Below are 24109 nucleotides of genomic sequence, written 5' to 3'. Positions count from 1 at the left end.
TGCCTCCAAATTAATTGGCTTGCTCTAAGCGAATACCATCATATGAAGCACCATCTTGCAGCGCATTTACCACACTTTGTGGTAAAAACCCTTGGGCAGAACCGACAACACTCTTACTTCTCAAACCAACAACCCTGGCGTTTACCATTACCCCACCTTGGTGATTAACTAGCGTGCCACCAAGTACATATAAAAATGGATGATCATCTGATAATTCAAGAAAGTCTCTGCTAAAGATAAAATCCCCTTCAGGTGTTACGCGAATGTAATCTGTCGTTTTAAAATCAACAACAGGGATCCCAAAAGCATGTAATTCGTGAATAAAACTCTCAGCTAACTGATTACCGAGAAGCGACCCTTTATCGAACTCTTTGTCTAAGAATACAAAACTAGTTACCGCGACAGGCGTCTTTTCATTTACATGCTTCAGGTTCGTGACCATATCTTGCATGATACTTTGGACATAATGGGTCACATTCTTCCCAGCCATTTGCTGAGATATAGAAAACTGCTTTAATCCATTTGGATTACTCTGAAACATGGACGATTGTTCAAAGCCATTTCTCACTGGCTCCGTTTGTGCTGTATCTACAGCGAAAAAGTTACTCTGAGTACAGCCAACCATCAATGAAAGAGGCAAAGCCAGACTACATATTTTTTTCATTACACTCATCTCCATTAATATTGACTGCGTATGATAAGACCATCTCGAGACGTGGCTCTCTCAGAGCCCCATAATGCCGATTTAGGAATACTAAGCGATGCCGCGGATAGAGCCCGACTGTGAAGTGTTTCTACAAGCCTAGCATTGACCAAATAGCTGTCACGGCTCTCAACTATCGTACCAACTACAACCAGGTCAATTTTCTGACGTTGATTTATCGCTTTTAACTCTCTGCTTAACATACTATCGGCAGAGTCACTCAAAGATAAAGCGCTTCTTAATCTGTACTCAACAACATCAGCTCCCATTTGGCTCAAATGGGTTATTAATGACTCTTGTAGCGCCACACCAAGTCCACTTCCTTGCCCCACTATGACGTCATTTAATTGGTTTGCCCTAAAAAAGCTAGTCACTGCTACTGTTGAGTTCGGTTTGAAAGGTCGCACATATTGCCCAAGTTCAGCCGCTAGTTGTGCACCAAAGCCATCAAAATCTGGTAATATTTCTCGCTGCTGGGTTAGTTCTCTTTTGCCTACTTGCTCACTGCTCGTGCACGCGGTAAGCCAAAATACAAAAATGAATACAAGATATTTCATTGTCGTCAGCCATCGTTGATCTTACTTACGATTAAGCAAAAATCGCGCCACATGGACGGCGCGATTTTACGAACTGTAGGAATAATTAATACCAATTTTCTTAATTAAGTGGTCTATGTTGAGGTGAGAAAATCTTGTCGATAACACCGCTTCCGCGTCCTGTTCACGCCGAGATACCTACGTCCTGTAGGCAAGGCAAAAATTTTGCTATTTAGCTGTTCTAAATAAGAAATTTTTAACGCTGTTAGCGTCAGACTTACTCCTTCAAATTGGTATAAGGATGCTGGTTGTTCATTATCGTTGGTATTTCACATAAGCTTTGTTATCGCAATTGGAACCAGCGCTTGTTTCTGGTTTTCGTGGACAAGAAAGTGGCAACTAATTACCGGCTCATTTTCAGTGACTCAAAGACGAGAAAGTTTTTCTCCACCAAATGCAGTAACAAAACATGCTCGACGATGCTGTTTAAATTTGTCGCACGCATCCAGTGCTGCCGCTTTGTTCTCGAAGGCTCCCCACTTAACTCGGTATCGCGTAACGCCTTTACCATCAACTGTCTCAATCGAAAAAGTTTCTTTGCTCTTTATCAATTCAGGGAGGGTTTGTTCTAGTGTCGACGTCAACTCTAATACTTGTGTTTTGCCGTTTAACGAAGCTAGCTGAACGGCATATTTGTATTCTACTTTTTGACTATTTGTATCAATTGAGTCGTCCACACTAACCGGTTGAGCTTGTGTTTTTATTGGTTGATAACTATTTTGTGTGATGACTTCTTCTACTGCTGCCTGAGACTCGTTGGCTTGTGTAATCAAAGGAGTCTGTTTTTTAGTGGTAGTTACTTGAGCCGGTTTTGTATTTGACACGTAACCGGACAGCGCTTGAATGAGTTTTTGCAAATCTTTTTCCGCATCCAATAGCCTAGCAATTGCTACTTTATCCTCTTGCCACTGGGCAATGGCCTCTTGCATCTGCTGATATTCTTCCACTGTAATCTTTGCATAATTAACTGTTGTTTCTTCTGGCTTTGTACTCTGACACCCAGATAGAAGTGCGAGCACGCATATTATGCTGGTGATGGAAAATACTGGTTTTATCATTTAGTGTACTACCTCTAATGCTTTAACATCACAATTAATACCCTGTTCGAGCACCTGCGAACATAATGCTGTCAAGTCTTGTTTTGGATCTGAGCTAAATGCTACCCCAAGCAGATAGTGCGCTTGATCTTGAACATAAAATGGTTGGATTGATTCTATAGCCATCAATCGTGGTTTGATAAGTTGAAGATACACTTTCAAAAAATTAAGTTCATTGAATTTACCAAGGCTTGCAACCTGTAACTGCTCTGTTTCTTTTGGAATAACGTTAATATCAACACCACTGACCACATCCCCTCGTAAAGGTAAAGTCACCAACGTTTTTTGCGCACTTTTCAGGTTTCTTGCCTCTGTTATTTCTTGGTCTAGTTTTACCTCATAGTTGCCAGGCTTTACATCTGTGAATACATAAAAGCCATCAAACTGCGTTCGTGTTGTTGCAACTTCTTCTCCCTGCTCATCAATCAGCGCCACTTCAGTAAACGCAACTTCTTCTTTACCTTGTTTAAATACCTTACCTTCTACTTCACTAGAATAAACAATCGGGAAATCCAACCGCTCTATAAAACCAGCGCGAGGTACAATAGACTTGCCAGCATGCGCTGGGATCATAAAAGGATCGGGCAGTGAAGTCGATTGAAGCTCAATATCTGTGGCTCTATATTCGGTCAAGCCAGTTAGCAATGCAACGCCATTTTCGTCCGTAACAGCACGGCGATACGCGTGTACGGCCCTCACTTCGACATCAGGTAGTAATTCATCTGTACCGTCGAGTACACTGTTATTATTTTTGTCTAAAAAGACCCGAACGACTAGCGAGCCTCGATTAGATAAAGTGTTTTTAGTGGAAAATACACTGCTGGATAGACTATTGTATCCAAGACTAAACCTTCCAGCGACAGCAACTTGCCAATGTTGCTCACTTGAATAAGAAGCGGTGCTAAACAGACTAAAGCGTTCAAAGTTAAAGTTTGAACCAAACTCTATAGAGTCGCTATCGTCAAGCAATGAGTGAGCAAATCGCACCCGCGCTTCAATATCGTCATCTATTTGATGGGTAACGGTAGCATATATATCAGTGAAATCCGCTTCAGGATTAATCTGATAATCTGCACCAAGTCGATACCAAGTCCCGCCATGACTGCCACTAATTTGCGTCGCGCCGAATAGAGCTTCTGATTGCAGACTTTGTCGCCACGTAAGCTGATTACCAATATTCCAACGACCCAACCCATAATTTAATCGATTTACAACCTGCGTAAACCGGCCTGCAGCCGTGTCATTGACACTAAATTGTGTTCTGTGACGCAAACTCCCAAACGAGCTGTTATGTAGCCGGCCTGAGAGGTTTAGTTGATATACATTGTTGGAAACGCTATCCCCTTGAAAATTCGACCGCGTATTACGGCTTATACTTGCAGTCAACGCTTGACCTAACACTCGAGTATTGCCTGAAATTTGGCTTTTACTTTCACCTTCAGTGGTTGCTTCATGCTCGATATTCAACAGCCAGTTTCGAAATCCGTTATAGTAACTTCCAACAGAATAAGTAGCGGTATCATCGTCGCTCCCCATATGAGATTCAGCGCCAATATAGGTCGATAGGCCATCAGTAATACTGGTGCGATAAGTGCCTGCAACTCGCCATCCGTTATCGCCACTATTACTTTGCTTATCTAAAAGACGCTGCCCAACTTTATTTAAAGAGAATTCATACTCACCAGAGTGGGAGGACAAGTTTGGATCAAACTGGTAGACCTGCTTGGCACGAGTTAATTGACCTTGTGGGCCATATTTAACGATTTCAAATTCATTTTCACCATATTGTAGTTCAACGTCACTAAAGTCATATACACCACTCTCAATGTCTAACTCTTGCGCAAGCAACACGCCATTTTGGTATAGTTCAACATCCCACCCTTGTTGAATTTCTCCAGTGATATTGACACTACGCTTCGCTGATGAAGCGCTCATCGGTCTATTCGATAATTTAATGCCAGCAGAGAAGCCTGCTGTACTCAAACTACTGACATTAACTGGAGTGATATCACCTACTCGCACTTCAGTTGCACCAATACCTAGGAGCTCTCCCTTTTCACTTTTACGGCTAAATGTAAGGCGGTTACGTTTAAAGTGGTCATCATATTCGCCAAAGGTATAGTAATCAGCTTTCATATACGCAAACTCATGTGAGCCAAGTACGGAATAAGTCAATTCATTCTGATTTTGATTATGCCTAAAGCTTGCTTGTATATCGGCAACTGGCGCGGATAACATTTGGTAACCCGATCCAGACCTCGGGTAAAGTATCGCTCGGTCTGATTTTTCTCTGGATAACGCCCTTGACTGGCGTGCAATCTGCGCCTCAACAGGATAGGTAAACTGACTCTGCACTTGCAAGCTTTGACGTCCATAATCTACAGTGTGTGAGAAACCAAACCATTCATTAAGTCTGTTAGACTCTATGAAAAGTTGATCTTGGTCTATATAAATATCTTCTGTCTGCAAGCTGTATTCTTGCTCATTTACAAACACAACTTGGCGAGCCAAATCAATAGCAAAGCGGTTGTCAGGATCTTTTAGCCAGCCAGATGCCCCCGCCTCATTTATTTCTATAGCAAGGCCTATCATCTGGACAAAGCTTTCCAGCTCTATCCAAAAAGAGTGTTCATTTTTTATCGCGATAAGTTCGCCAATATAATGACGCTCATTTAAGTGTGTAGATAAAAATAAATATTCGCCGACAGGAATATATAGCTCAGCTTGTGCCGCCTGTACTGGTTTCTTAATATCAGACAAGGTACTTTCGAGTTGACTAAGCACCCGCACTACCGCATTGACATCAATGTCTTGCTTCGCCTGCAAGGGGGTCACAGTAGCAATACAGCACAATGCCATTACTAGCTTACTTCCGAAATGCATCGCTATTAACTTTTCATCATGTGATACAACAACTATGAATAACTGCGTTTATTTCAGTATTACTGTCTTTTCGGCAAAGACATGGCGCTTGTACTCCCCTGAACCAGTAAAACGGACCTCTAATATTCCTGGAGCATTTATTCGAGCGCGAGGTAATAGTGTTAGCTGTGCTTGAGCGCGTTCCAGTTCGGTATGTACCGTATAATCTGCAGTAATGGCCACTCGCTTTGCAGAAGCAACTCCTTGGGGCTTAAAAAATGCCTCAATGGTACCAAATGCACTTGCAACACCGGTTTTGGACAATCCAACTGTCACCTTATCGGTTACATCCACTGTGGTAATCGTTATGTTAGGTGTGTCGATTTTATGTCGGGCCATAATAGGCAAAGAATAATTTAACGCGATATCTAATTTAATTGTTCCTTGATTACCATTTCCGTCATTTCCATTTGGTAACGCTTGAAACAGTAGATGTGAGCGATACTCTCCAGCGCCAAGTGCCCTCGGCTTTCGCAGTGCAATTTTGACTACCTGTCTTTGTCCTGGTGCCAGCCTCATTTGGCTTGGGCTGACTCTCGCCATTGAGCTCAGATTTATCACATTTTCCTCTTGGATTAGCTTATAGCCACCACTGGGTAAGGCTTGTTTTTCTTCCCATGATAAACGATAACTTTGATATACACTGGAGTTATTGAGTACGACGATTTCGGCTGTACGAGTACGCTCGTCAAATACCACTCTTGTTGGAGAAATTAATAAGTTAGCGTAAGAGAAAGTGCTAAATACAGACACAAAAACACTGAACAAAAAAACGATATACTTCATGATATTCTTTTATTTAAAACCAAATTATTAAGTAATGTATGCGTTATATAACTCATGCCCAAATGGCATCCATTTTAGATACGCGCTACCTTGTGTTCACCATTAAGCCCATATTATTGGCACATTACCTCTGTAGTATACCTATTCGCCTAATTAACTGTTCTTCATGTAGGCGATAAAACCTTCCCCATGGCTAAGCAGAAATTTTCAACACAGCTAGCGCAAGATTCTCCCTTTTAAATCAGCGATATACATAGTTCATTAATACTCAATTACTATACTCACTTTACCGGTATAGCTTCCATCTACATAAGGTTGGCCATTGCCAGACGTTGCGAGTATTGCGCCTATTTTTATTTCCGCTTCCCCATATACACCGGTGAAAGCCTTATCAACTAAATTCAGACGCTTTATCAAAAAGAAGTTACTACTGTGCTGGTTTTGTATTTTTACTTCACAACGACAGTCAGAGATATAAATTTGCTTATTGGCTGGAAAGCCCTTGAGTTGAATAACCGCAGGTTCACCACGCTTGAAAATATACAACTCATTGGTGCTCGACACTTCTCCATAAGGGGTCATATTGAGTATGCTTTCCCGCGAATTTTCATAAGCAACAATAATGCCAAAATTAAGATTCTGAAGAACCTCAATTGAGCTTGCATGGCTCATACCTGAGAGCATTGTAGCAAACGCGAAAAACTTTAATCCTTTCATACCACTCAAAAAAGGCGATAAACATCATCGCCTATATCATAACTTAGTAAGATACTGTAATGGCTACCGTAGCTGAATATGTATCATCTAAATAGCTTCCACCATCTTTATCAGTACCAATAGATGCACCAACGTTGAAAGTAGCTTTACCTTCATTATTCGCTGCAATCACATATTCGTCGTCACCATTTTTTTCAATCGCCGCGTTTGGTGTCTGGCCCTCAACCGCATATAAGGATAAGCTTAAAAGTTCAAATTTAGCCGTGTCACTCGGGCCTTCAGCTGAAACAAGCTCAATTGCTGCTACTTCTGGTGTTCCTGCATCACCATCATGGTCAACCGTTAAGGTTGGTAGTGATATTTTCATGTTGGCATAGCGAGTTACACCTGAAATTGTAAACTGCGCTGGAGAAGAGTCATCTGTTAAAATACCAATTTGAGCACCATCTTGAGAGGTTGCAGCTAGTGCTTCTGTAGAATCTGCTGGACGCGTTAAAGTTGCTTGTTTGGTGCTTTCAGCCATCGCTCGAATCGTACCAAACTTAAGATCGTTTACTTTTTCCAGTGTAAACGCATTCTGAACCGTAACACTGGCATTAAACGTTTTGTTTTGAGACGCAACAGCAACGGAAGTCACACTTAGCAAAGATAGCGTGATTAAACTAACCTTAATTTTATTTATCATTTACCTTTCCTTTACCTTCAGGTTTATTATTAGGATTTCCATTATATTTATCGGTACGATACTAAGAAACTTTAGTTATTTTTTGTTATTTTTATATATATTTTACGACCCATCTAACCAACGGATAACTAAAGAACAAAACGTTCAATATTCAACCGAAACGCATTTTTCATTATATTTTTCCAGGATTTTACAAACCACGCTCGCAGCCCTATTTGATTCCAAAGGCCCCATTTGAACAATAAAACGCTCCCCAAATGCCTTTTGCTCTGTTCTTATACCAACATTTGTAATTGTATTTAACGTGGGTAATGCTCTATTTACCCTTAATACAACTTTCTCCGCAGCTGCTTGTGTGAGCCTTGGTGTGAGTACCGCATAAAATCTCTGTGTAGTATTATCCTCAGCCCGATGAGAGACCACCGATGGGTTGCCATTCAATAGCGCATCCGAAGATGGGAGCGGCTGTTGTGCAGCTAATAGTGTAATGAGTTTATTTAAGTCGTTTTCAGACTGTAATAAGCGTTTAATTTGCTCTTTCGATTCATTCCATTCCTTGATGACTTGCTCAATTTCTTCCTGTGAATATTCAGAGGTTTTTTTGGCGATGGTTAACTCACTGTTTTGTGAACTGCAACCCAAAATAAGAAGAAAAAAAAAAGCGAGCGCTGAGTGTTTTTTAAACATCAATATCTCATATAATAAAAAGGGAGCAAAGCTCCCATAATTAACTCACTATATAAAAGAGTATTAATTTCACACTCATTTTGCAAGCTTTGTTATAAATTGCATCAGTTCATTGGAAAATTCATCTCGACGAACAGCATGCTCTATAATCGCTTTCAAATAACCAATCTTGCTGCCACAATCATGGCTTTTACCACAAAGCGCATATGCTTGTACTTGCTCAGTTTCCATCATCATTGCTATCGCATCGGTCAATTGGATTTCTCCTCCTGCCCCCTCTGGCGTTTTTGCCAACAATGGCCAAATAGACTTGTTTAAAACATAGCGGCCAACGATGGCAAGGTTTGAAGGTGCCGTGCCAGGTTTCGGCTTTTCAACCATGTTGTGCATAGGTTTAGATTCACCAGCAGCCAACATTTCACCGCCGATATCTACAATACCAAATTGTGACACAACCTCTTCCGCGACAGGCTCAACCATAACTTGACTACAACCTTGCTGCTCAAAACGTGCAATCATCTGGGCCAGATTTTCCTGTCTTAGATCAGCAGTAGCAGCATCAATTAACACATCAGGCAACATGACAACAAAAGGTTCATCGCCAATAACCGGTGCTGCACAATTGATAGCATGTCCAAGCCCTTTGGCTTCACCTTGACGGACCTGTATCATCGTTATTCCTTTTGGACAGATAGATTGCACTTCTTCTAATAACTGTCTCTTTACCCGTTGTTCTAGCGTCGCTTCAAGTTCAAAACTAGTATCGAAATGGTTTTCAATCGAGTTTTTACTGGAGTGAGTAACCAAAACGATCTCTTTGATCCCTGCTGCAGCGGCTTCGTCAACCACATATTGAATAAGTGGCTTATCCACTATGGGTAGCATTTCTTTTGGTATTGCTTTTGTTGCAGGCAACATTCTAGTGCCTAAGCCTGCGACTGGAATAACGGCTTTCATGTTAACTCCTAAATAGCGACTGGTGCTTTAATATGAGGATGGCACTGATAATCAACTAGCTCAAAATCCTCAAATTTAAAGTCGAAAATATCCTTAACTTCAGGGTTAATTCTCATTGTTGGTTTAGGGAACGGCTTTCGGTTTAACTGCTCGTCTACCTGATCCATGTGATTCAAGTATAGGTGAGCATCGCCAAAGGTGTGAATAAAATCACCGACCTCTAGCTCGCACACTTGCGCTATCATCATAGTCAACAGCGCATAGCTCGCAATATTGAAAGGCACACCAAGGAAAATATCTGCACTACGCTGATATAATTGACAGGATAGCTTGCCATCTAGAACATAAAATTGAAATAACGTATGACAAGGTGGTAACGCCTGCTTGCCCATGGCAGCATTATCTTTTGGTGAGTATTGTGTGTCGGGTAACAACGCGGGGTTCCAAGCACTCACAATTAAGCGCCTAGAGTCCGGGTTGGTTTTTATTTGCTCAACCACATCTTTGATTTGATCTACAACCTCTCCGTTTGGTCCTACCCATGAGCGCCATTGACTACCATATACAGGCCCTAAGTCACCTTCATCTGTGGCCCAACCGTCCCATATTCTTACCCCATTATCGTTTAGGTATTTTATATTCGTATCACCGTTTAAAAACCATAGTAACTCATGAATAATTGAGCGTAAATGACACTTTTTGGTAGTAACTAATGGGAAGCCTTCTTGTAAGTTAAAGCGCATTTGATAACCAAACACACTGACTGTGCCTGTGCCTGTTCTGTCTTCTTTTTTAGTGCCATTGTCACGCACATGGCGCATCAGTTCTAAATATTGTTTCATTATTACTACTCTTTAACTTTTTGCTTGTCCGGTAGGTGTCATTTTACTGTCGCGCTTGTATGCCCACACCATGAGAATGGTACCAGCTATTACCATAGGTAAAGATAGGATTTGGCCCTGCGAAATTATGCCGCCATACAAGCCAATATGGGCATCCGGCTCTCGGAAGTACTCAATAGCAAAACGAAATACACCGTATCCGGCTAAAAATAATCCTGCAACGCTGCCTGCTGGGCGAGGTTTTTTTCTGAACCAAACTAGCATAATAAATAACACTACCCCTTCAAAAAACGCTTCATATAACTGTGATGGGTGACGCGGTTGTGGTCCACCGGTTGGAAATACAAACGCCCACGGCACGTCTGTAACTCGCCCCCATAATTCACCATTAATAAAGTTACCGATACGCCCTGCTAAGAGTCCAACCGGTACCATAGGTACCACAAAGTCACCAACTGACAAAATAGAGCGATTATGTTTAACTGCATAAATAACAATAGCTGTAATTACACCAAGCGCGCCGCCGTGGAATGACATACCACCTTGGTCAACTCGAAATAGATAAAGCGGGTTCTCTATAAAGTGAGAAAATTGATAAAATAATACATAGCCGATACGACCACCTAAAATAACCCCAAGCATAGAATAAAAGACAAGATCACCAACTTGGTCTTTGTTCCAGCCAGAATTCGGCTTTTTCGCCTCTTTTGCCGCCCACCACATAGCGAACATAAAGCCGATTAAATACATTAGTCCATACCAGCGCACACTCAGCGGTCCGATGGAAAAAATCACAGGGTCTATCTGTGGAAACTGCAAAGCCATAGCCTTTCCTTAATTTATTAACATATTGCCAGCGATAATAATCAGTAACGCCGCAAACACTTTTTTAATCGTTGCCACTGGTAAATGATGCGTTGCTTTTGCACCAATAGGCGCCATAAACCAAGATGTGGCTACTATACCGACTAAAGCGGGTAAGTAGACAAAGCCTAAAAAGCCGTGTTCAATATCCACATGTTTTGCACCAGAGGCAATATAACCAAAAGAGCCGAAAATTGCGATGACGATGCCGCTCGCTGAAGCGCACCCAATCGCTTTTTTCATATCAAGTGAAAAAAAAGTCAATAGTGGAACAATCAACGCTCCCCCACCAATACCTATCATAGCGGATAGTGCCCCCGTTACAGAGGTTAACACCGAAAGGATTGGCCCTTTTGGCATTACTCTGGTTGATTGTGCCGGTTTCCTGGAGCTCCACGCCATTTTCATCGCAATACCGATAACACTAACCACAAAAATGATTCTAACGATTTTTTCTGGTAACAATACCGCCGCAAAACCACTTCCCAGCGCGCCGAATGCAACTCCCAACATCACCCAAGGCGCAATATGCCATGGCACATTGTCATTTTTATGATGGGCCTTTGCAGAAGATGTCGAAGTAAAAATAATTGATGCAAGTGACGTCGCCACCGCGACTATGACAACTTGCTCATTGGGAATGATTGCGAACTTAGTAAGTATGACTGATAAAATCGGAACAATTAGCAAGCCACCGCCAATTCCAAGGAGGCCTGCAAGAAAACCAACGGCACAGCCAAGTAAAGCGCATAGTAAAACGATGAGTAAAATAGTGTCCATCAAAAGCTCTTCTTCTTATTGCGCGCTAATGGTAGCGTAAATAGCGTTAAGAAGCACCCTTTGCTTGATGACTGGTGTAGAGTAATTCTGCAAAGCTATGTTCAATCATAAACTCCTTTATCACTCGACGAACTTGCTTTGAAGAAGACTGTGTCAAACAGGTCTGCAACAGCGTTTCCATATCTGTTACATTGAGCCGGCGAAGTACCCACTTCACTTTGTTCAAAGATGAAATATTCATACTTAAACGGCGATATCCCATCGCTACCAGTAATATCGCACCTTCAGGCTCACCGCCGAGTTCGCCACATAAACTAAACGGCAGCTCGTGCGCTTCACATTCCTGAGCAATATGATTCAGCACTCTAAGTACGCTAGGGTGATATGGGTCAAAAAGATCTGCCACTTGAGCATTTGTCCTATCGACGGCTAGCAGGTATTGAGTTAGGTCATTACTACCAACAGAACAGAAGTCAATTTTTGTTGCCCAGTCAGGTAATAAGTATATACTTGAGGGCACTTCGAGCATTACACCAACTTCTGGTCTATCGATTGTGTAAAATGGATCTGCCCATTCATCTTGTAGCTCAAAGCAGGCTTGGTCAATTAATGCTATCGCTTCATCAATTTCTTCACTGTGGCCCACCATAGGCAGCATAATTTGCAAATTCCCAAGACCGGCATTGGCTTTTATCATGGCTTTGATTTGGTCTAAAAATAATTCGGGATGATCGAGGGATACGCGAATACCTCGCCAACCCAGAAATGGGTTATCTTCACGTATATCGAAATAATCTAAAACTTTATCACCACCAATATCCAGCGTTCTCATCACGACAGGCTCAGGATGGTAACGCGTTAGTACCTCACGATACCAAACTTCTTGTTCTGCTTGAGTAGGAAACTGCCCTTTTTGCATAAACCACGACTCGGTTCGATATAACCCTACTCCATCACAATAGCTTGCGCTCATGGTTTCTGTAGAGAGATCAAGGCCCGCGTTTAAGAGCAGGTTAATACGCTCTCCATCAAGTGTAATTGGCGGTAAATCATGCTCCGCTTCAAACTTATCATGGAGCATATTGTCTTTACGCTTTATTTCCACATATTCATTAACAAGCATTTGAGAAGGTGAGATATAAAGACGGCCGGAGTACGCATCCATAATCATGGACTTACCATCAAACTGTAGTAAGGGAATGTCTTCGATCCCCCAAATAGCAGGCACTCCCATGGCACGAGTTAAAATAGACGCATGTGAATTGACTGAACCGTGAACACTCACCACGCCTTTTAGTTTTTCTTTTGGTACTTGGGCCAGCATTGTTGGTGTTAAAGTGTGTGCAATTATAATCGTATTGTCTGGATACTGCTTGATGACTTGTTCTGTTGACACCAAATGTTGAAGTACCCGTAAACCAATATCTTTTACATCTATCGCGCGCTCTTTGATATAAGGGTCGCTCATCCTATCAAACTGTGCTACCAGTTTTTCAATCACTATTTTTAGCGCTGTTTTGGCATTCCAACCTCGCTCAATCTCGGACTCAACCTGTGTCCCTAAACTTCTCGCGTCTAACAGTTGTTGGTACACTTCAAAGACAGCGACAGCTTCTTTGGGGATATCGTCGCTCAGTGTTTTCGCTAAAATATGAAATTCTTGACGAGTAGCCGCTACAGCTTGATGAAATAACTGAATTTGCTGTTGGCTATTATCACAATGCTGCGCTTCGATACTTTTGAAGTCTATGTGAGGCAACACAACATAACCTGACCCCAGAGCAATGCCCGGGGCACTAGAAACCCCTTTCAAGACAGATGTTCGATGACTACTTGCATCTTGCTGTAATAACGTCTGAATTTCTGCGTTTGCGAGCACAGAGGCCAATTGTGCTGAGAGCGTGATCAAAAAAGACTCTTCGTCGTGGCTAAATACGCGAGCGATTTTCTGCTGCACCACAATGACTCCAAGCACTTTACGTTGATGAACCACAGGAACAGACAAAAAAGCGTTGTAGCCTTCTTCATTTACTTCGGGGGAGAGTTTAAATCTCGGGTGAGATTGAGCATGCGCAACATTGATAGGTTCTTCACGCTGAGCAACAAGGCCAACCAGGCCCTCTGTAAATCCCATTCGGAATTGCCCGATTGCTTCAGGGTTTAACCCATCTGTAGCCATCAAGATAAAATTGTCTTGACTATAATCTGCAAAATAAACTGAGCAGCACTCAGTGTGCATAGCCTCTTTAACCATAGTAACAAAGCAATTTAACGCGCTTTGTAGGTCACTTTGCTGTGCCACTGATTCAGCAATCGATCTCAACGTTGCTAACACTTGCTGCTCCTTAAGTTTACCGCTTATTGCGCCAGAACTCTTTTTGCCCATGTGATTCACGCTTGCCAAATGGCATTGCGAATGGAGCAAACTCTTTCATAACACGTCGATAAACATCACGTTTAAACGATACTACTTGGCGGACTGGATACCAATAACTCACCCAGCGCCAGTCATCGAACTCAGGATGATGGGTTCGTAATAAATCTACATCCTCATCCTTGCACCTCAGCTTCAACAAAAACCACTTTTGCTTTTGCCCAATGCAGACCGGACTTGAATCTCTTCTAATTAACCTTTTCGGTAGTTTGTAACGTAACCAATGTTTAGAACTTGCTACAATTTCAACATCTTCTGGCCTAAGCCCAACTTCTTCATGAAGTTCACGATACATCGTTTGCTCAGGCGTTTCCCCTTGATCTATTCCACCTTGAGGAAATTGCCAAGAGTGTTGTCCGTAACGACGGGCCCAAAATACCTGCCCCTGATTATTACAAATCACTATTCCGACATTGGCACGAAACCCTTCGGCATCAATCACCTTAGTGCCTCATTTATAAGTCGATTTCTAATGATTGTTCCACAACTCCTGCGTCACGGCAAATTTAATTCCTTACTATACCTAAATTATCTCAGCATATTCTCAACTTACCCACAACTTGTGCATAACCCGATCAATTATCGTTTAAATTACCAACAAATACATAGTTACACACTTTAAATCTTATGTTTTCCACATATTCTGTGGATAATTATGTTTATAGCCCTGTATTTATCCAAAGAACTGACAATTCTACTAAGTTGACAACCTACAACTTTAAAAATAATCCTATATTTATCATGGTGATAGCTATTATACACACAGAAGTTCATGCGACTATTTAAATCCACAATCAAATTGAGTGTAAATTAACCAACTTACTTCGTCTTATGATTTCATTTATAATGATGCTTTCACCACATATTGGAGAATCACTTGTCATTCGTTACGCCACCGCACTCTGTAGGGGAGCTTATGCAGCGTGTTGATAACATCGCTGGCTTAACATTAGGTGAGCTTGCTGAGCAATTATCCTTTAAAACACCTCAAGACTTACTTAGAGAAAAAGGATGGGTTGGGCAACTGGTTGAAGCCGCCTTGGGTGCCAGCGCCGGCTCCAAACCTATTCCCGATTTTGAATATATTGGTGTCGAGCTGAAGACATTACCAATTAGTTATCACGGTAAACCTCTAGAGACAACCTACGTCTCCGTTGTACCACTCACTCAGTTAACCGGGCTAACATGGTACAACTCAACAGTAAAAAAGAAGCTTTCTCACGTCCTTTGGTTACCTATATTAGCTGAGAGAGATATTCCTGTGGTGGAACGAGTTATCGGGCAAGGTTTTTTGTGGCAACCAAGTCCAGTTCAAGAACAGCAGATTCGTAGAGACTGGGAAGAGCAAATTGAATTAATCGCAACGGGCAACGTAGATCAAATATCTGGACACCTGGGCGAAGTCATGCAAATAAGGCCAAAGGCAGCGAACGCAAAAGCACTTACAGATGCTATTGGTCCGAATGGAAAGTGCATCCAAACACTCCCTAGAGGATTTTACTTAAAAACTAATTTTACCCAATCAATACTCGCTCAAGAGTTTAGTGCTTAAGCAGCTGCATTTGCTGACCGTTCAGATTATACCAATTTTCTTACTTAAGTAGTCTATTTTGAGGCGAGAAAGTCTTGTCGATAACCAGACAAAAATTTTGCTATTTAGTTGTTCTAAATAAGAGATTTTAACGCGGTTAGCGTCAGATTTACTCCTTCAAATTGAACAAGTACTAAGTCAAATTAGTATTATGCTCGAGCGCCTCAAGTCAAAATAGTAATAGACTACCTGAAACTCATATCGAGCATACGACTGTTGACTTTTCGAACAAAAAATGAAAGTGTAAAAATTAATCGAGCCTTGATCGCTAACCTGTAAATTAAAATAGCATTACAGCCTCGATTGACGCTTATATTTTTATTGAAGGAAAACGATAATGAAATTAAAGTTCAACAAGAAATCAATTAAAGAACTCAGTGTAACTGGCACAATGTCAAAAAAAATGACACCTATGGTCGCAGGAGGTAATGATCTCGGGATGACAGATGGCGCCTGCAACTCAGACCAAATATGTTGGACGTTTAGAAACGGTCAAGCAAATTGTCAAATTTGGAATGACGAGCGTTAGAAATAAAAACGCCAGTCCTGTGACTGGCGTTTTTAAAATTAACAGAGCAGTTGCTACTTACTGCCCTTTGATTTCACTACGACCTTTATAAATGGCTTTTTCACCTAGTGCTTCTTCAATACGTAGTAACTGGTTGTATTTCGCTACGCGATCTGAACGACAAAGTGAACCCGTCTTGATTTGACCAGCCGCTGTAGCTACCGCTAAATCTGCAATCGTCGCATCCTCTGTCTCACCAGAGCGGTGTGAAATGACAGCAGTAAAGCCTGCATCTTGTGCCATTTTGATAGCATCAAGCGTTTCAGACAGCGAACCGATCTGGTTAAATTTGATCAAGATTGAGTTACCAATACTTTCTTCAATACCACGCTTTAGGATCTTAGTGTTAGTAACAAAGAGGTCATCACCTACTAGCTGGACTTTATCACCAATTTTATCCGTGAGAATTTTCCAACCAGCCCAATCGCTTTCATCGAGGCCATCTTCGATTGATACAATTGGGTAGCGTGCAGCAAGATCAGCCAAGAAGCCAGCAAAACCTTCTGAGTCGAATGTTTTACCTTCGCCTTTTAAGTCATACTTGCCATCTACATAAAACTCAGATGCAGCACAGTCAAGTGCTAGCGTGACGTCTTTGTTCATTTCATAGCCAGCCGCAGCAACCGCTTCAACAATCACTTCCAGCGCTTCTTCGTTTGATTTAAGATCTGGTGCAAAACCACCTTCATCACCAACCGCTGTGTTTAGACCACGAGACTTAAGTACTTTTTTCAGGCTGTGGAAAATTTCGGCGCCCATGCGTAACGCTTCACGAAAGCTTTTTGCACCGACAGGTTGAACCATAAACTCTTGAATATCAACGTTGTTATCCGCATGCTCACCACCATTGATGATATTCATCATAGGAACTGGCATTGAGTATTGGCCTGCTGTACCGTTAATGTCTGCAATATGCTCGTATAGTGCAACACCTTTATCTTGTGCTGCAGCTTTTGCTGTTGCTAGAGATACTGCAAGAATGGCGTTAGCACCTAGTTTTTCTTTGTTTTCAGTGCCATCTAAATCTAACATAATTTGGTCGATTGCACGTTGCTCAAGCGCATTTTGACCTTCAAGTGCTGCCGCGATTTCGTTATTTACGTAGTTTACCGCAGTTAAGACACCTTTACCTAAGTAACGAGTTTTATCTCCGTCACGTAGCTCTAGTGCTTCACGGGTACCCGTAGATGCACCTGATGGCGCACATGCACGACCCCATGCACCTGATTCTAGGTGTACGTCCGCTTCTACTGTTGGGTTACCGCGTGAGTCCATAACTTCACGGCCAATCACTCTAACGATTTTTGACATCTTGATTCCTCTTATTCCCAAAGTGGTGTGTGTTGCACTGCTTTGTTGCAGGCGAATATTAGGGTCAATAAACCCACTTTACAGTTTGCCCTATCTCTGCTGCGTCGCAAAGTGAAGAATTTACACGTATCACATTGAGGCGCGGGCAGATAAGAAAAGGCTTGGCGACAAACACTTAATTAGTGCCTGTGGCAAAACCTTCTGCTACAAAAAAGCCGTGCAAGAGCACGGCTTTTTCTTAGTTATGAAGACGCCTTTTGGTGGCTGTGTGCCGCCGCAACAAAGCCTTCAAATAATGGGTGACCATCTCGAGGCGTTGATGTGAACTCAGGGTGGAACTGAGCTGCAATAAACCAAGGGTGATCTTTATTTTCGATAATTTCAACTAGCTTTTTGTCTTCTGAAAGACCGGTGAATTGCAAACCTGCTTTTTCAAGTTCGCTAACATAGTTGTTGTTCACTTCATAGCGGTGACGGTGACGTTCAACGATTTCGGCATTACCGTAAACTTCGCGCACTTTAGAGCCTTCTTTCAAGTGACAAAGTTGTGCACCAAGACGCATTGTACCGCCCAAGTCAGAGTTTTCGGTACGCACTTCAATCTTACCATCAGCATCTAACCACTCAGTAATAAGGCCAACAACTGGGTGCGGACTTTCCAGATCAAACTCTGTCGAGTTAGCACCGGTAAGACCCGCAACGTTGCGCGCATATTCAATCAGCGCAACCTGCATACCTAAACAAATACCTAAATATGGTACACTGTTCTCACGGGCATATTTAGCAGCTAAAATCTTACCTTCTACACCACGGTTGCCAAACCCACCAGGGACTAAAATGGCATCAAGGTGTTCAAGTAATTCAGTACCTTTGCTTTCGATATCCTGTGAATCAACATATTCAATGTTAACCGTTAAACGGTTTTTCAAACCCGCATGCTTTAATGCTTCGTTTACAGATTTATAAGCATCTGGCAATTCGATGTATTTTCCTACCATTCCGATAGTCACTTCACCGGTTGGGTTAGACTCTTGATATAATACTTGTTCCCACTCAGATAAATCCGCCTCTGGACACTCAAGATAGAAACGACGGCAGATAATATCATCTAGCTCTTGCGACTTTAAAAGCGCTGGGATCTTATAGATACTGTCAACGTCTTGCAGAGAAATAACTGCCTTTTCTTCAACGTTCGTGAACAGTGCAATCTTCGCACGCTCATTCGCAGGTAATTTACGGTCTGAACGACAGATCAAAATATCAGGTTGAATACCAATTGAGCGAAGCTCTTTTACAGAATGCTGTGTAGGCTTAGTTTTTACTTCGCCCGCAGGGCCTAAGAAAGGCACTAACGTTAAGTGCATAAACAAAGCACTTTCACGACCAAGCTCAGTCCCTAATTGGCGAATTGCTTCTAGGAAAGGTTGTGATTCAATATCACCAACTGTGCCACCGATCTCAACAATAGCAACATCATGGCCTTCTGCACCTTCAAGTACACGGCGCTTAATGTCGTTTGTGATGTGAGGAATAACCTGAATAGTAGCACCTAAGTACTCACCTCTGCGCTCTTTACGTAACACATCTTCAAATACACGGCCTTGTGTAAAGTTGTTACGCTTGGTCATTTTGGTACGAATAAAACGCTCATAGTGGCCAAGGTCAAGGTCTGTTTCCGCGCCGTCCTCGGTTACGAATACTTCACCGTGCTGGATAGGGCTCATTGTCCCAGGGTCAACATTGATGTAAGGATCTAACTTTAAAATCGTTACTTTTAAGCCACGTGCTTCTAAAATAGCGGCCAAAGAAGCAGCTGCAATACCTTTACCCAAGGAGGATACTACTCCGCCCGTTACGAAGATAAATTTTGTACTCATGCGAACCCTAGAAATTTCAGGAAAATTGGAATTTAAATAAGAATCAAGACGGGGCGATAGTATAGCAAAAGGCCCCAAGTCATTCCAGCTAAAAATGACTCAGGTCTACAATATATTTAGCCAAAGGTACTACGACTCTGCGATCGACATCCTATTTACAACCGCGTTGACGGCGCTTCACCGTTTCCCATGCAGCATCCATTTGTGCTAAATTCGCTTCTTCTAGTGTAAGTGATGACTCATTAAGCACCGATTCTATTTGCACAAAACGGTGTTTAAATTTTTCATTTGCTTGGCGCAGTAATTGTTCAGGGTCTCTCTTAATGTGGCGGCTTACGTTTACGGTAGCAAACAGCAAATCCCCTATTTCTTCAGCCGTATGTTCAGACAATGGGTCAACCTGCAGAGCTTCATTTACTTCAGCAATTTCTTCTTGCACTTTGTCCCACGCACCGTGATAACTCGGCCAATCAAATCCAAGCTTAGCAGCTCGTTTTTGGGTTTTATAAGCTTTGGTTAATGCCGGCAGGCTACTTGGAATATCAGCCGCAAATTCATCAGTTGGTCGCCTTGATTTCTCTTGCTGCTTTATTTTGTGCCATTGCTCCTCAAGTTCCGCATCTGTGAGCTTTTCTTTTTTTGCAAACACGTGAGGATGACGTCTGACTAACTTTTCATTCAGCGTCTGCACTATATCTGCAAAATCAAATAGCCCCTGTTCTTTACCCAACTGCGCATAGAATATGACTTGAAATAGTAAATCACCCAGCTCTTCTTTTAGGTGAACAAAATCATCACGCTCAATAGCATCAGCAACCTCATGTGCTTCTTCTAATGTATGAGGCACAATAGAGTTAAACGTTTGCTGTTTATCCCAGTCACAACCTGTGTCAGAGTCGCGCAGCTGCGTCATAATCTGCAACAGTTTCTCAATATCAGGGACAACATTGGATTTAGAGTCGCTTGGCATCGAATACCCCTTCAATCTGCATCAACTTGGTCAGCAACCGGTGCATCGCGGACAAATCATCTACTTCAACTTTCATCATAAACACAGCAACATTCTTATCATCTTGTGTTTGTACATTCATGTTAAGTACGTTAACTTTTTCATTTGCAAGCACTGAGCTGATATCTCTGATCAATCCTTGGCGATCATGTGCTTCTATCTTCAAAGTAATAGAATAAGCGGCTTTAACATTATCAGACCAACTTACTGCGATCTCTCGCTCAGGATGCTTATCACTAATATGCGCGAATGACTCACAATCTGAACGATGTACCGCGATGCCGCGACCTTGAGTAATGTACCCAACAATGTCATCTCCTGGAACCGGCTCACAACACTTAGCCATATGACTCATCAAACTTCCCACACCATCAACTACGACCGCATTTTTGTCACCTTTGCTTTGCTTTGGTGAGGAAATTTTTAATTTAGGAGTATCTTCAGGTTTGTCCTGTACATAATTAAGAAATTGATTGATCCGAACGTCACCTGCACCAATCGCTACCATCAAGTCATCTAATTCTTTAAAATTAAAACGTGCAATAGCAGGTTCTAAGTCTTTATAAGTAATATCTAACTTTTGTAGGTGACTATCTAAAAGCTCTTTGCCCGCTTGAAGGTTTTTATCTCGATCTTGCTGTTTAAACCAATGATGAATTTTACTGCGTGCTCTTGAAGAATGAATATAGCCTAGCGATGGGTTTAACCAATCTCGACTTGGTGACGCATTCTTTTGAGTGAGGATCTCGACTTGATCGCCAGTACGTAGGGTGTAAGTGAAAGGTACGATTTTGCCAAATACTTTTGCTCCAATACAGCGGTGCCCCACATTTGAGTGAATATAATACGCAAAATCAAGAGGCGTCGCCCCCAGTGGTAAATCAAAGATATCGCCTTTTGGCGTAAAGACATAAACACGGTCTTCAACAACCTGGTTTTTCAATTCATCCGCAATTTCACTGCCATCGACCACCTCTTCTTGCCACTGCAACAATTTGCGTAGCCAGCTGATCTTCTGCTCATATCCTGAATTTCGACCTGGCAACGCGCCTTCTTTATACATCCAGTGCGCTGCAACCCCAAGCTCAGCATCTCGATGCATGGCTTCAGTTCTAATTTGAATTTCTACAGTTTTGCCTTCTGGCCCAAACACGACAGTATGGATTGATTGATAACCATTTTGCTTTGGTGTCGCAATATAATCATCAAACTCTTTGTTTAAATGCCGCCAACTGGTATGAACAATGCCCAGTGCTGCATAACAGTCTTGGATCTCATCAACCACGACACGCATTGCTCTGATGTCAAACAGCTGCTCAAATTCGTAGCTCTTTTGTACCATTTTTTTATAGATACTATAAATATGCTTCGGACGACCATACACCTGCGCTTTAACACCGGCATCCGCAAGCTTTTGCGCCACCGAGCTGACCATATTTTCCATATAGGCTTCACGATCTAAGCGCTTGTCCGAGAGCTTTTTGGCGATCGATTTATAAGTATCAGGGTGCAGGTATCTGAAAGATAAGTCTTCGAGTTCCCACTTCAGCTGTCCAATCCCTAACCGGTTAGCGAGAGGCGCAAAAATATTAGCAGCTGCTTTGGCTGCAACCACTCGCTCTTCTTCAGATGCTTTTTTTACCGCACGTAAATGACAGATTTGCTCCGCGAGCTTGATGACCACCGCTCTGACATCTTCAACCATAGAAAGTAACATACGACGAATGTTATCTACTTGCACTTTCCCTGAGCTTTGATGCGCAAGCGTACTAATGGTTTCCATATTTTCGACTCCCTTTAACAGGAGGGAAATATTATTTCCTAATTCTTCTTCAACCTGCTCAACAGAGAGCGTACCTGCAACAAAATAGGGAGTTAAAAACGCAGTTGCTAAAGATTCACTATCAAAGTTTAAATCAGCGAGGATCTCAACCATTTCAATGGCATTATTGAGATCCTCATTAGATTCATCAGTGGGGCATAGCTCATAAGCTCTTTGTAACCATGCTCGTTGATCCGATGATAAATTTAAGATAGTGAGTCGTGCATCAAACTCCAGTGGTAGCGTGGTTTGATGCGACTGCCGAGTAGCAACCATGTTTTGATACCTCCTTAAAATTTCTTACCCATGTGATAAAACCATCACTGAGGGTATCGCCGTACCCATTTCATTTTTAGGTACTCATGTCATTGCGATTACATTCTCTTTTTCGACCATACGCTTATTCGCGAGCGAATAAAAACGTTTACTTAGAGCCTAAACCCAATTGCCATCATTTAATCTATGTACCATGATGATTCAAGCTATTTTTGCTGTTTTACAAACAGTGCCATGGTTTCAATATGTCCTGTGTGGACAAACATATTCATTAAGCCCAGCTTTTCTAGCGTAAACCCAGCACGATGGATCACTTGCGCGTCACGAGCTAAGGTAACCGGATCGCATGAGACATATAAGATCCGTGAAAACTGTCCTAACGGTAACTGCTCTAACACTTCAAGTGCCCCAGTCCTGGAAGGGTCAAGTAGTAATACGTCTACACTTGGATCAAACCAAGTGGCTTCACTGATAGCGCGAGTTAAGTCAAAACAATGAAACTGAACATTATGGATTTGGTTAGTTTGCGCATTTTGTCTTGCCATTGCAACTGATTGCGCTTCGCCTTCAACACCAATCACTGCATTTGCATATTTTGCGAGCACTAAGGAAAAATTTCCCACGCCACAGAAAAGGTCAAGTACCTTCTCATCAGCACGTGGTTTTAACCAAGTAACTGCTTGGTGCAACATAGCATCATTGACGGCTTGATTAACTTGAATAAAGTTATTTAGCTGAAATTCTAATACGAGGCCAAATTCAGGGAGTCGATAATTTGGTAGCTGCTGATATTCAACCGCATTTTCCCCATCGTCAAACACCACTTGATAATTCTCAAGACCAGCTCTAATTGCTTGATAAGTCGTTTGCGAAAGCGCCTTGGTGTGTCGAAATAGCACATAGTTATGATTGTCCGCTTGGCATAACTGAACGTGGCTGATGAACTTAAATTCATTGAGCGCTTGAGACAGCGCATTTAACGTGATGAAAATATCAGCAAAAGGAGCAGCCAACACATTACACTGTTCAATATCCACTATCTGTTTTGACTGACTGGCTCTAAAGCCCAGTTTTACCGTGTTACGCTTCTTATCATAAATACTGGCTATGCGAGCGGCACGACGATAATGAAGTGGTGCAGAGGTAATAGCAGCTTGCCATGGTAACTGTGTTATTTTAGCAAAGCGCGCAAACAGTTTTTCTACGGCTTGTTGCTTTTCGATGAGCTGATTGTCGACGCTTTGATGTTGCAAATTACAACCACCACACTGTTCATAATGCTCGCAAAACGGCTGAGTGCGATACTCAGAGGCCGTCATTACTTTGATAAGTTTTGCCTCAAGTAATTTAGACTTTGCTTGAGTTACTTGCGCAGTAACATGTTCATTGGTCAATGCACCAGCTACAAAACATACTTTACCATCGTGACGCGCAACTCCCCTGCCTTGGTGATCCATAGATTCTATTTGAAGGGCAAGGTGTTTTGACGGTTTGGTTGCTTTTTTAGCACGAAAAATCTGTGCCATTGGGTTCCTCATTTGTTTGCTTATCACGTCGGTAAAAGATAATCTTAGTTACAGATTTC

At 42.1% G+C, this 24109-nt stretch carries 21 protein-coding genes; 2 read left to right on the top strand and 19 right to left on the bottom strand.

Going from position 1 to position 24109, the window contains the following annotated elements; translation table 11 throughout:
* Positions 1-10: 10 nt before the first annotated feature.
* From J8Z24_RS05700 to rppH, 14 genes are all read right to left on the bottom strand, one after another.
* A complete protein-coding gene (locus J8Z24_RS05700; protein WP_128732341.1) occupies positions 11-664 on the bottom strand; it encodes a FlgO family outer membrane protein in 654 nt (217 codons plus the stop codon).
* Between the two features lie 14 nt (positions 665-678).
* Positions 679-1260, bottom strand: a complete 582-nt coding sequence (locus J8Z24_RS05695; RefSeq protein ID WP_128732342.1) for a FlgO family outer membrane protein — start codon at positions 1258-1260, stop codon at positions 679-681.
* Between the two features lie 404 nt (positions 1261-1664).
* On the bottom strand, positions 1665-2357 hold the full coding sequence (locus tag J8Z24_RS05690) for an SPOR domain-containing protein (protein WP_176031901.1): 693 nt from the start codon (positions 2355-2357) through the stop codon (positions 1665-1667).
* Positions 2358-5279: an SdrD B-like domain-containing protein gene (locus J8Z24_RS05685; RefSeq protein WP_252095460.1), complete on the bottom strand. Its 2922-nt coding sequence runs from the start codon at positions 5277-5279 to the stop codon at positions 2358-2360. It lies immediately after the preceding gene.
* 48 nt (positions 5280-5327) lie between these two features.
* Entirely contained in the window at positions 5328-6104 is a 777-nt protein-coding gene (locus tag J8Z24_RS05680) for a fimbrial biogenesis chaperone (RefSeq protein ID WP_176031903.1), read from the bottom strand.
* Positions 6105-6365: 261 nt separating this feature from the next.
* Positions 6366-6821 carry a DUF4402 domain-containing protein gene (locus tag J8Z24_RS05675; protein ID WP_176031904.1) on the bottom strand — a complete coding sequence of 152 codons (456 nt, stop codon included), beginning with the start codon at positions 6819-6821 and terminating at the stop codon, positions 6366-6368.
* Positions 6822-6864: 43 nt separating this feature from the next.
* Complete coding sequence (locus tag J8Z24_RS05670) at positions 6865-7506, bottom strand: DUF4402 domain-containing protein (RefSeq protein WP_147390944.1); 642 nt, start codon at positions 7504-7506, stop codon at positions 6865-6867.
* 144 nt (positions 7507-7650) lie between these two features.
* Complete coding sequence (locus tag J8Z24_RS05665) at positions 7651-8193, bottom strand: hypothetical protein (protein WP_176031905.1); 543 nt, start codon at positions 8191-8193, stop codon at positions 7651-7653.
* A 75-nt stretch (positions 8194-8268) separates the two neighbouring features.
* On the bottom strand, positions 8269-9150 hold the full coding sequence (gene galU, locus J8Z24_RS05660; RefSeq protein ID WP_147390946.1) for a UTP--glucose-1-phosphate uridylyltransferase GalU: 882 nt from the start codon (positions 9148-9150) through the stop codon (positions 8269-8271).
* Between the two features lie 8 nt (positions 9151-9158).
* Positions 9159-9992 carry a thymidylate synthase gene (locus J8Z24_RS05655; RefSeq protein WP_128732350.1) on the bottom strand — a complete coding sequence of 278 codons (834 nt, stop codon included), beginning with the start codon at positions 9990-9992 and terminating at the stop codon, positions 9159-9161.
* Between the two features lie 12 nt (positions 9993-10004).
* Entirely contained in the window at positions 10005-10817 is an 813-nt protein-coding gene (lgt, locus tag J8Z24_RS05650) for a prolipoprotein diacylglyceryl transferase (protein ID WP_176031906.1), read from the bottom strand.
* A gap of 9 nt (positions 10818-10826) precedes the next feature.
* Positions 10827-11636, bottom strand: coding sequence for a sulfite exporter TauE/SafE family protein (locus J8Z24_RS05645; RefSeq protein ID WP_147390948.1), 810 nt, complete (start codon positions 11634-11636; stop codon positions 10827-10829).
* A gap of 46 nt (positions 11637-11682) precedes the next feature.
* Complete coding sequence (ptsP, locus tag J8Z24_RS05640) at positions 11683-13971, bottom strand: phosphoenolpyruvate--protein phosphotransferase (RefSeq protein WP_128732351.1); 2289 nt, start codon at positions 13969-13971, stop codon at positions 11683-11685.
* A 16-nt stretch (positions 13972-13987) separates the two neighbouring features.
* The gene (gene rppH, locus J8Z24_RS05635; RefSeq protein WP_125254277.1) at positions 13988-14512 is read right to left on the bottom strand and encodes an RNA pyrophosphohydrolase; all 525 of its coding nucleotides are present in this window, start codon (positions 14510-14512) and stop codon (positions 13988-13990) included.
* 435 nt (positions 14513-14947) lie between these two features.
* Here rppH and mutH point away from each other — a divergent pair, with 435 nt between their 5' ends.
* Together mutH and J8Z24_RS05625 are read left to right on the top strand one after the other, a co-directional pair.
* On the top strand, positions 14948-15622 hold the full coding sequence (mutH, locus tag J8Z24_RS05630; protein WP_128732352.1) for a DNA mismatch repair endonuclease MutH: 675 nt from the start codon (positions 14948-14950) through the stop codon (positions 15620-15622).
* A gap of 376 nt (positions 15623-15998) precedes the next feature.
* Positions 15999-16190 carry a hypothetical protein gene (locus J8Z24_RS05625; protein WP_128732353.1) on the top strand — a complete coding sequence of 64 codons (192 nt, stop codon included), beginning with the start codon at positions 15999-16001 and terminating at the stop codon, positions 16188-16190.
* Positions 16191-16247: 57 nt separating this feature from the next.
* On the opposite strand, the gene eno is transcribed toward J8Z24_RS05625, so the two are convergent.
* The 5 genes from eno to rlmD all read right to left on the bottom strand — a co-directional run bounded on the left by eno (position 16248) and on the right by rlmD (position 24050).
* Positions 16248-17540 (bottom strand): phosphopyruvate hydratase, encoded by a 1293-nt coding sequence (gene eno / locus J8Z24_RS05620; protein ID WP_125254274.1) that lies wholly within the window; start codon positions 17538-17540, stop codon positions 16248-16250.
* A 242-nt stretch (positions 17541-17782) separates the two neighbouring features.
* A complete protein-coding gene (pyrG, locus tag J8Z24_RS05615) occupies positions 17783-19417 on the bottom strand; it encodes a CTP synthase (RefSeq protein ID WP_147390695.1) in 1635 nt (544 codons plus the stop codon).
* A gap of 151 nt (positions 19418-19568) precedes the next feature.
* Positions 19569-20387 (bottom strand): nucleoside triphosphate pyrophosphohydrolase, encoded by an 819-nt coding sequence (gene mazG, locus J8Z24_RS05610; protein WP_128732355.1) that lies wholly within the window; start codon positions 20385-20387, stop codon positions 19569-19571.
* Positions 20371-22524 (bottom strand): GTP diphosphokinase, encoded by a 2154-nt coding sequence (gene relA, locus J8Z24_RS05605; protein WP_125254271.1) that lies wholly within the window; start codon positions 22522-22524, stop codon positions 20371-20373. The genes mazG and relA overlap by 17 nt, the downstream gene beginning before the upstream one ends.
* 206 nt (positions 22525-22730) lie before the next feature.
* Complete coding sequence (gene rlmD / locus J8Z24_RS05600; RefSeq protein WP_147390697.1) at positions 22731-24050, bottom strand: 23S rRNA (uracil(1939)-C(5))-methyltransferase RlmD; 1320 nt, start codon at positions 24048-24050, stop codon at positions 22731-22733.
* Positions 24051-24109: the final 59 nt, after the last annotated feature.

The sequence above is a fragment of the Pseudoalteromonas sp. SCSIO 43201 genome (genome assembly GCF_023716725.1).
Classification (GTDB): Bacteria; Pseudomonadota; Gammaproteobacteria; order Enterobacterales; family Alteromonadaceae; genus Pseudoalteromonas; species Pseudoalteromonas peptidolytica.
This window is presented reverse-complemented; position numbering and strand designations above follow the sequence as displayed.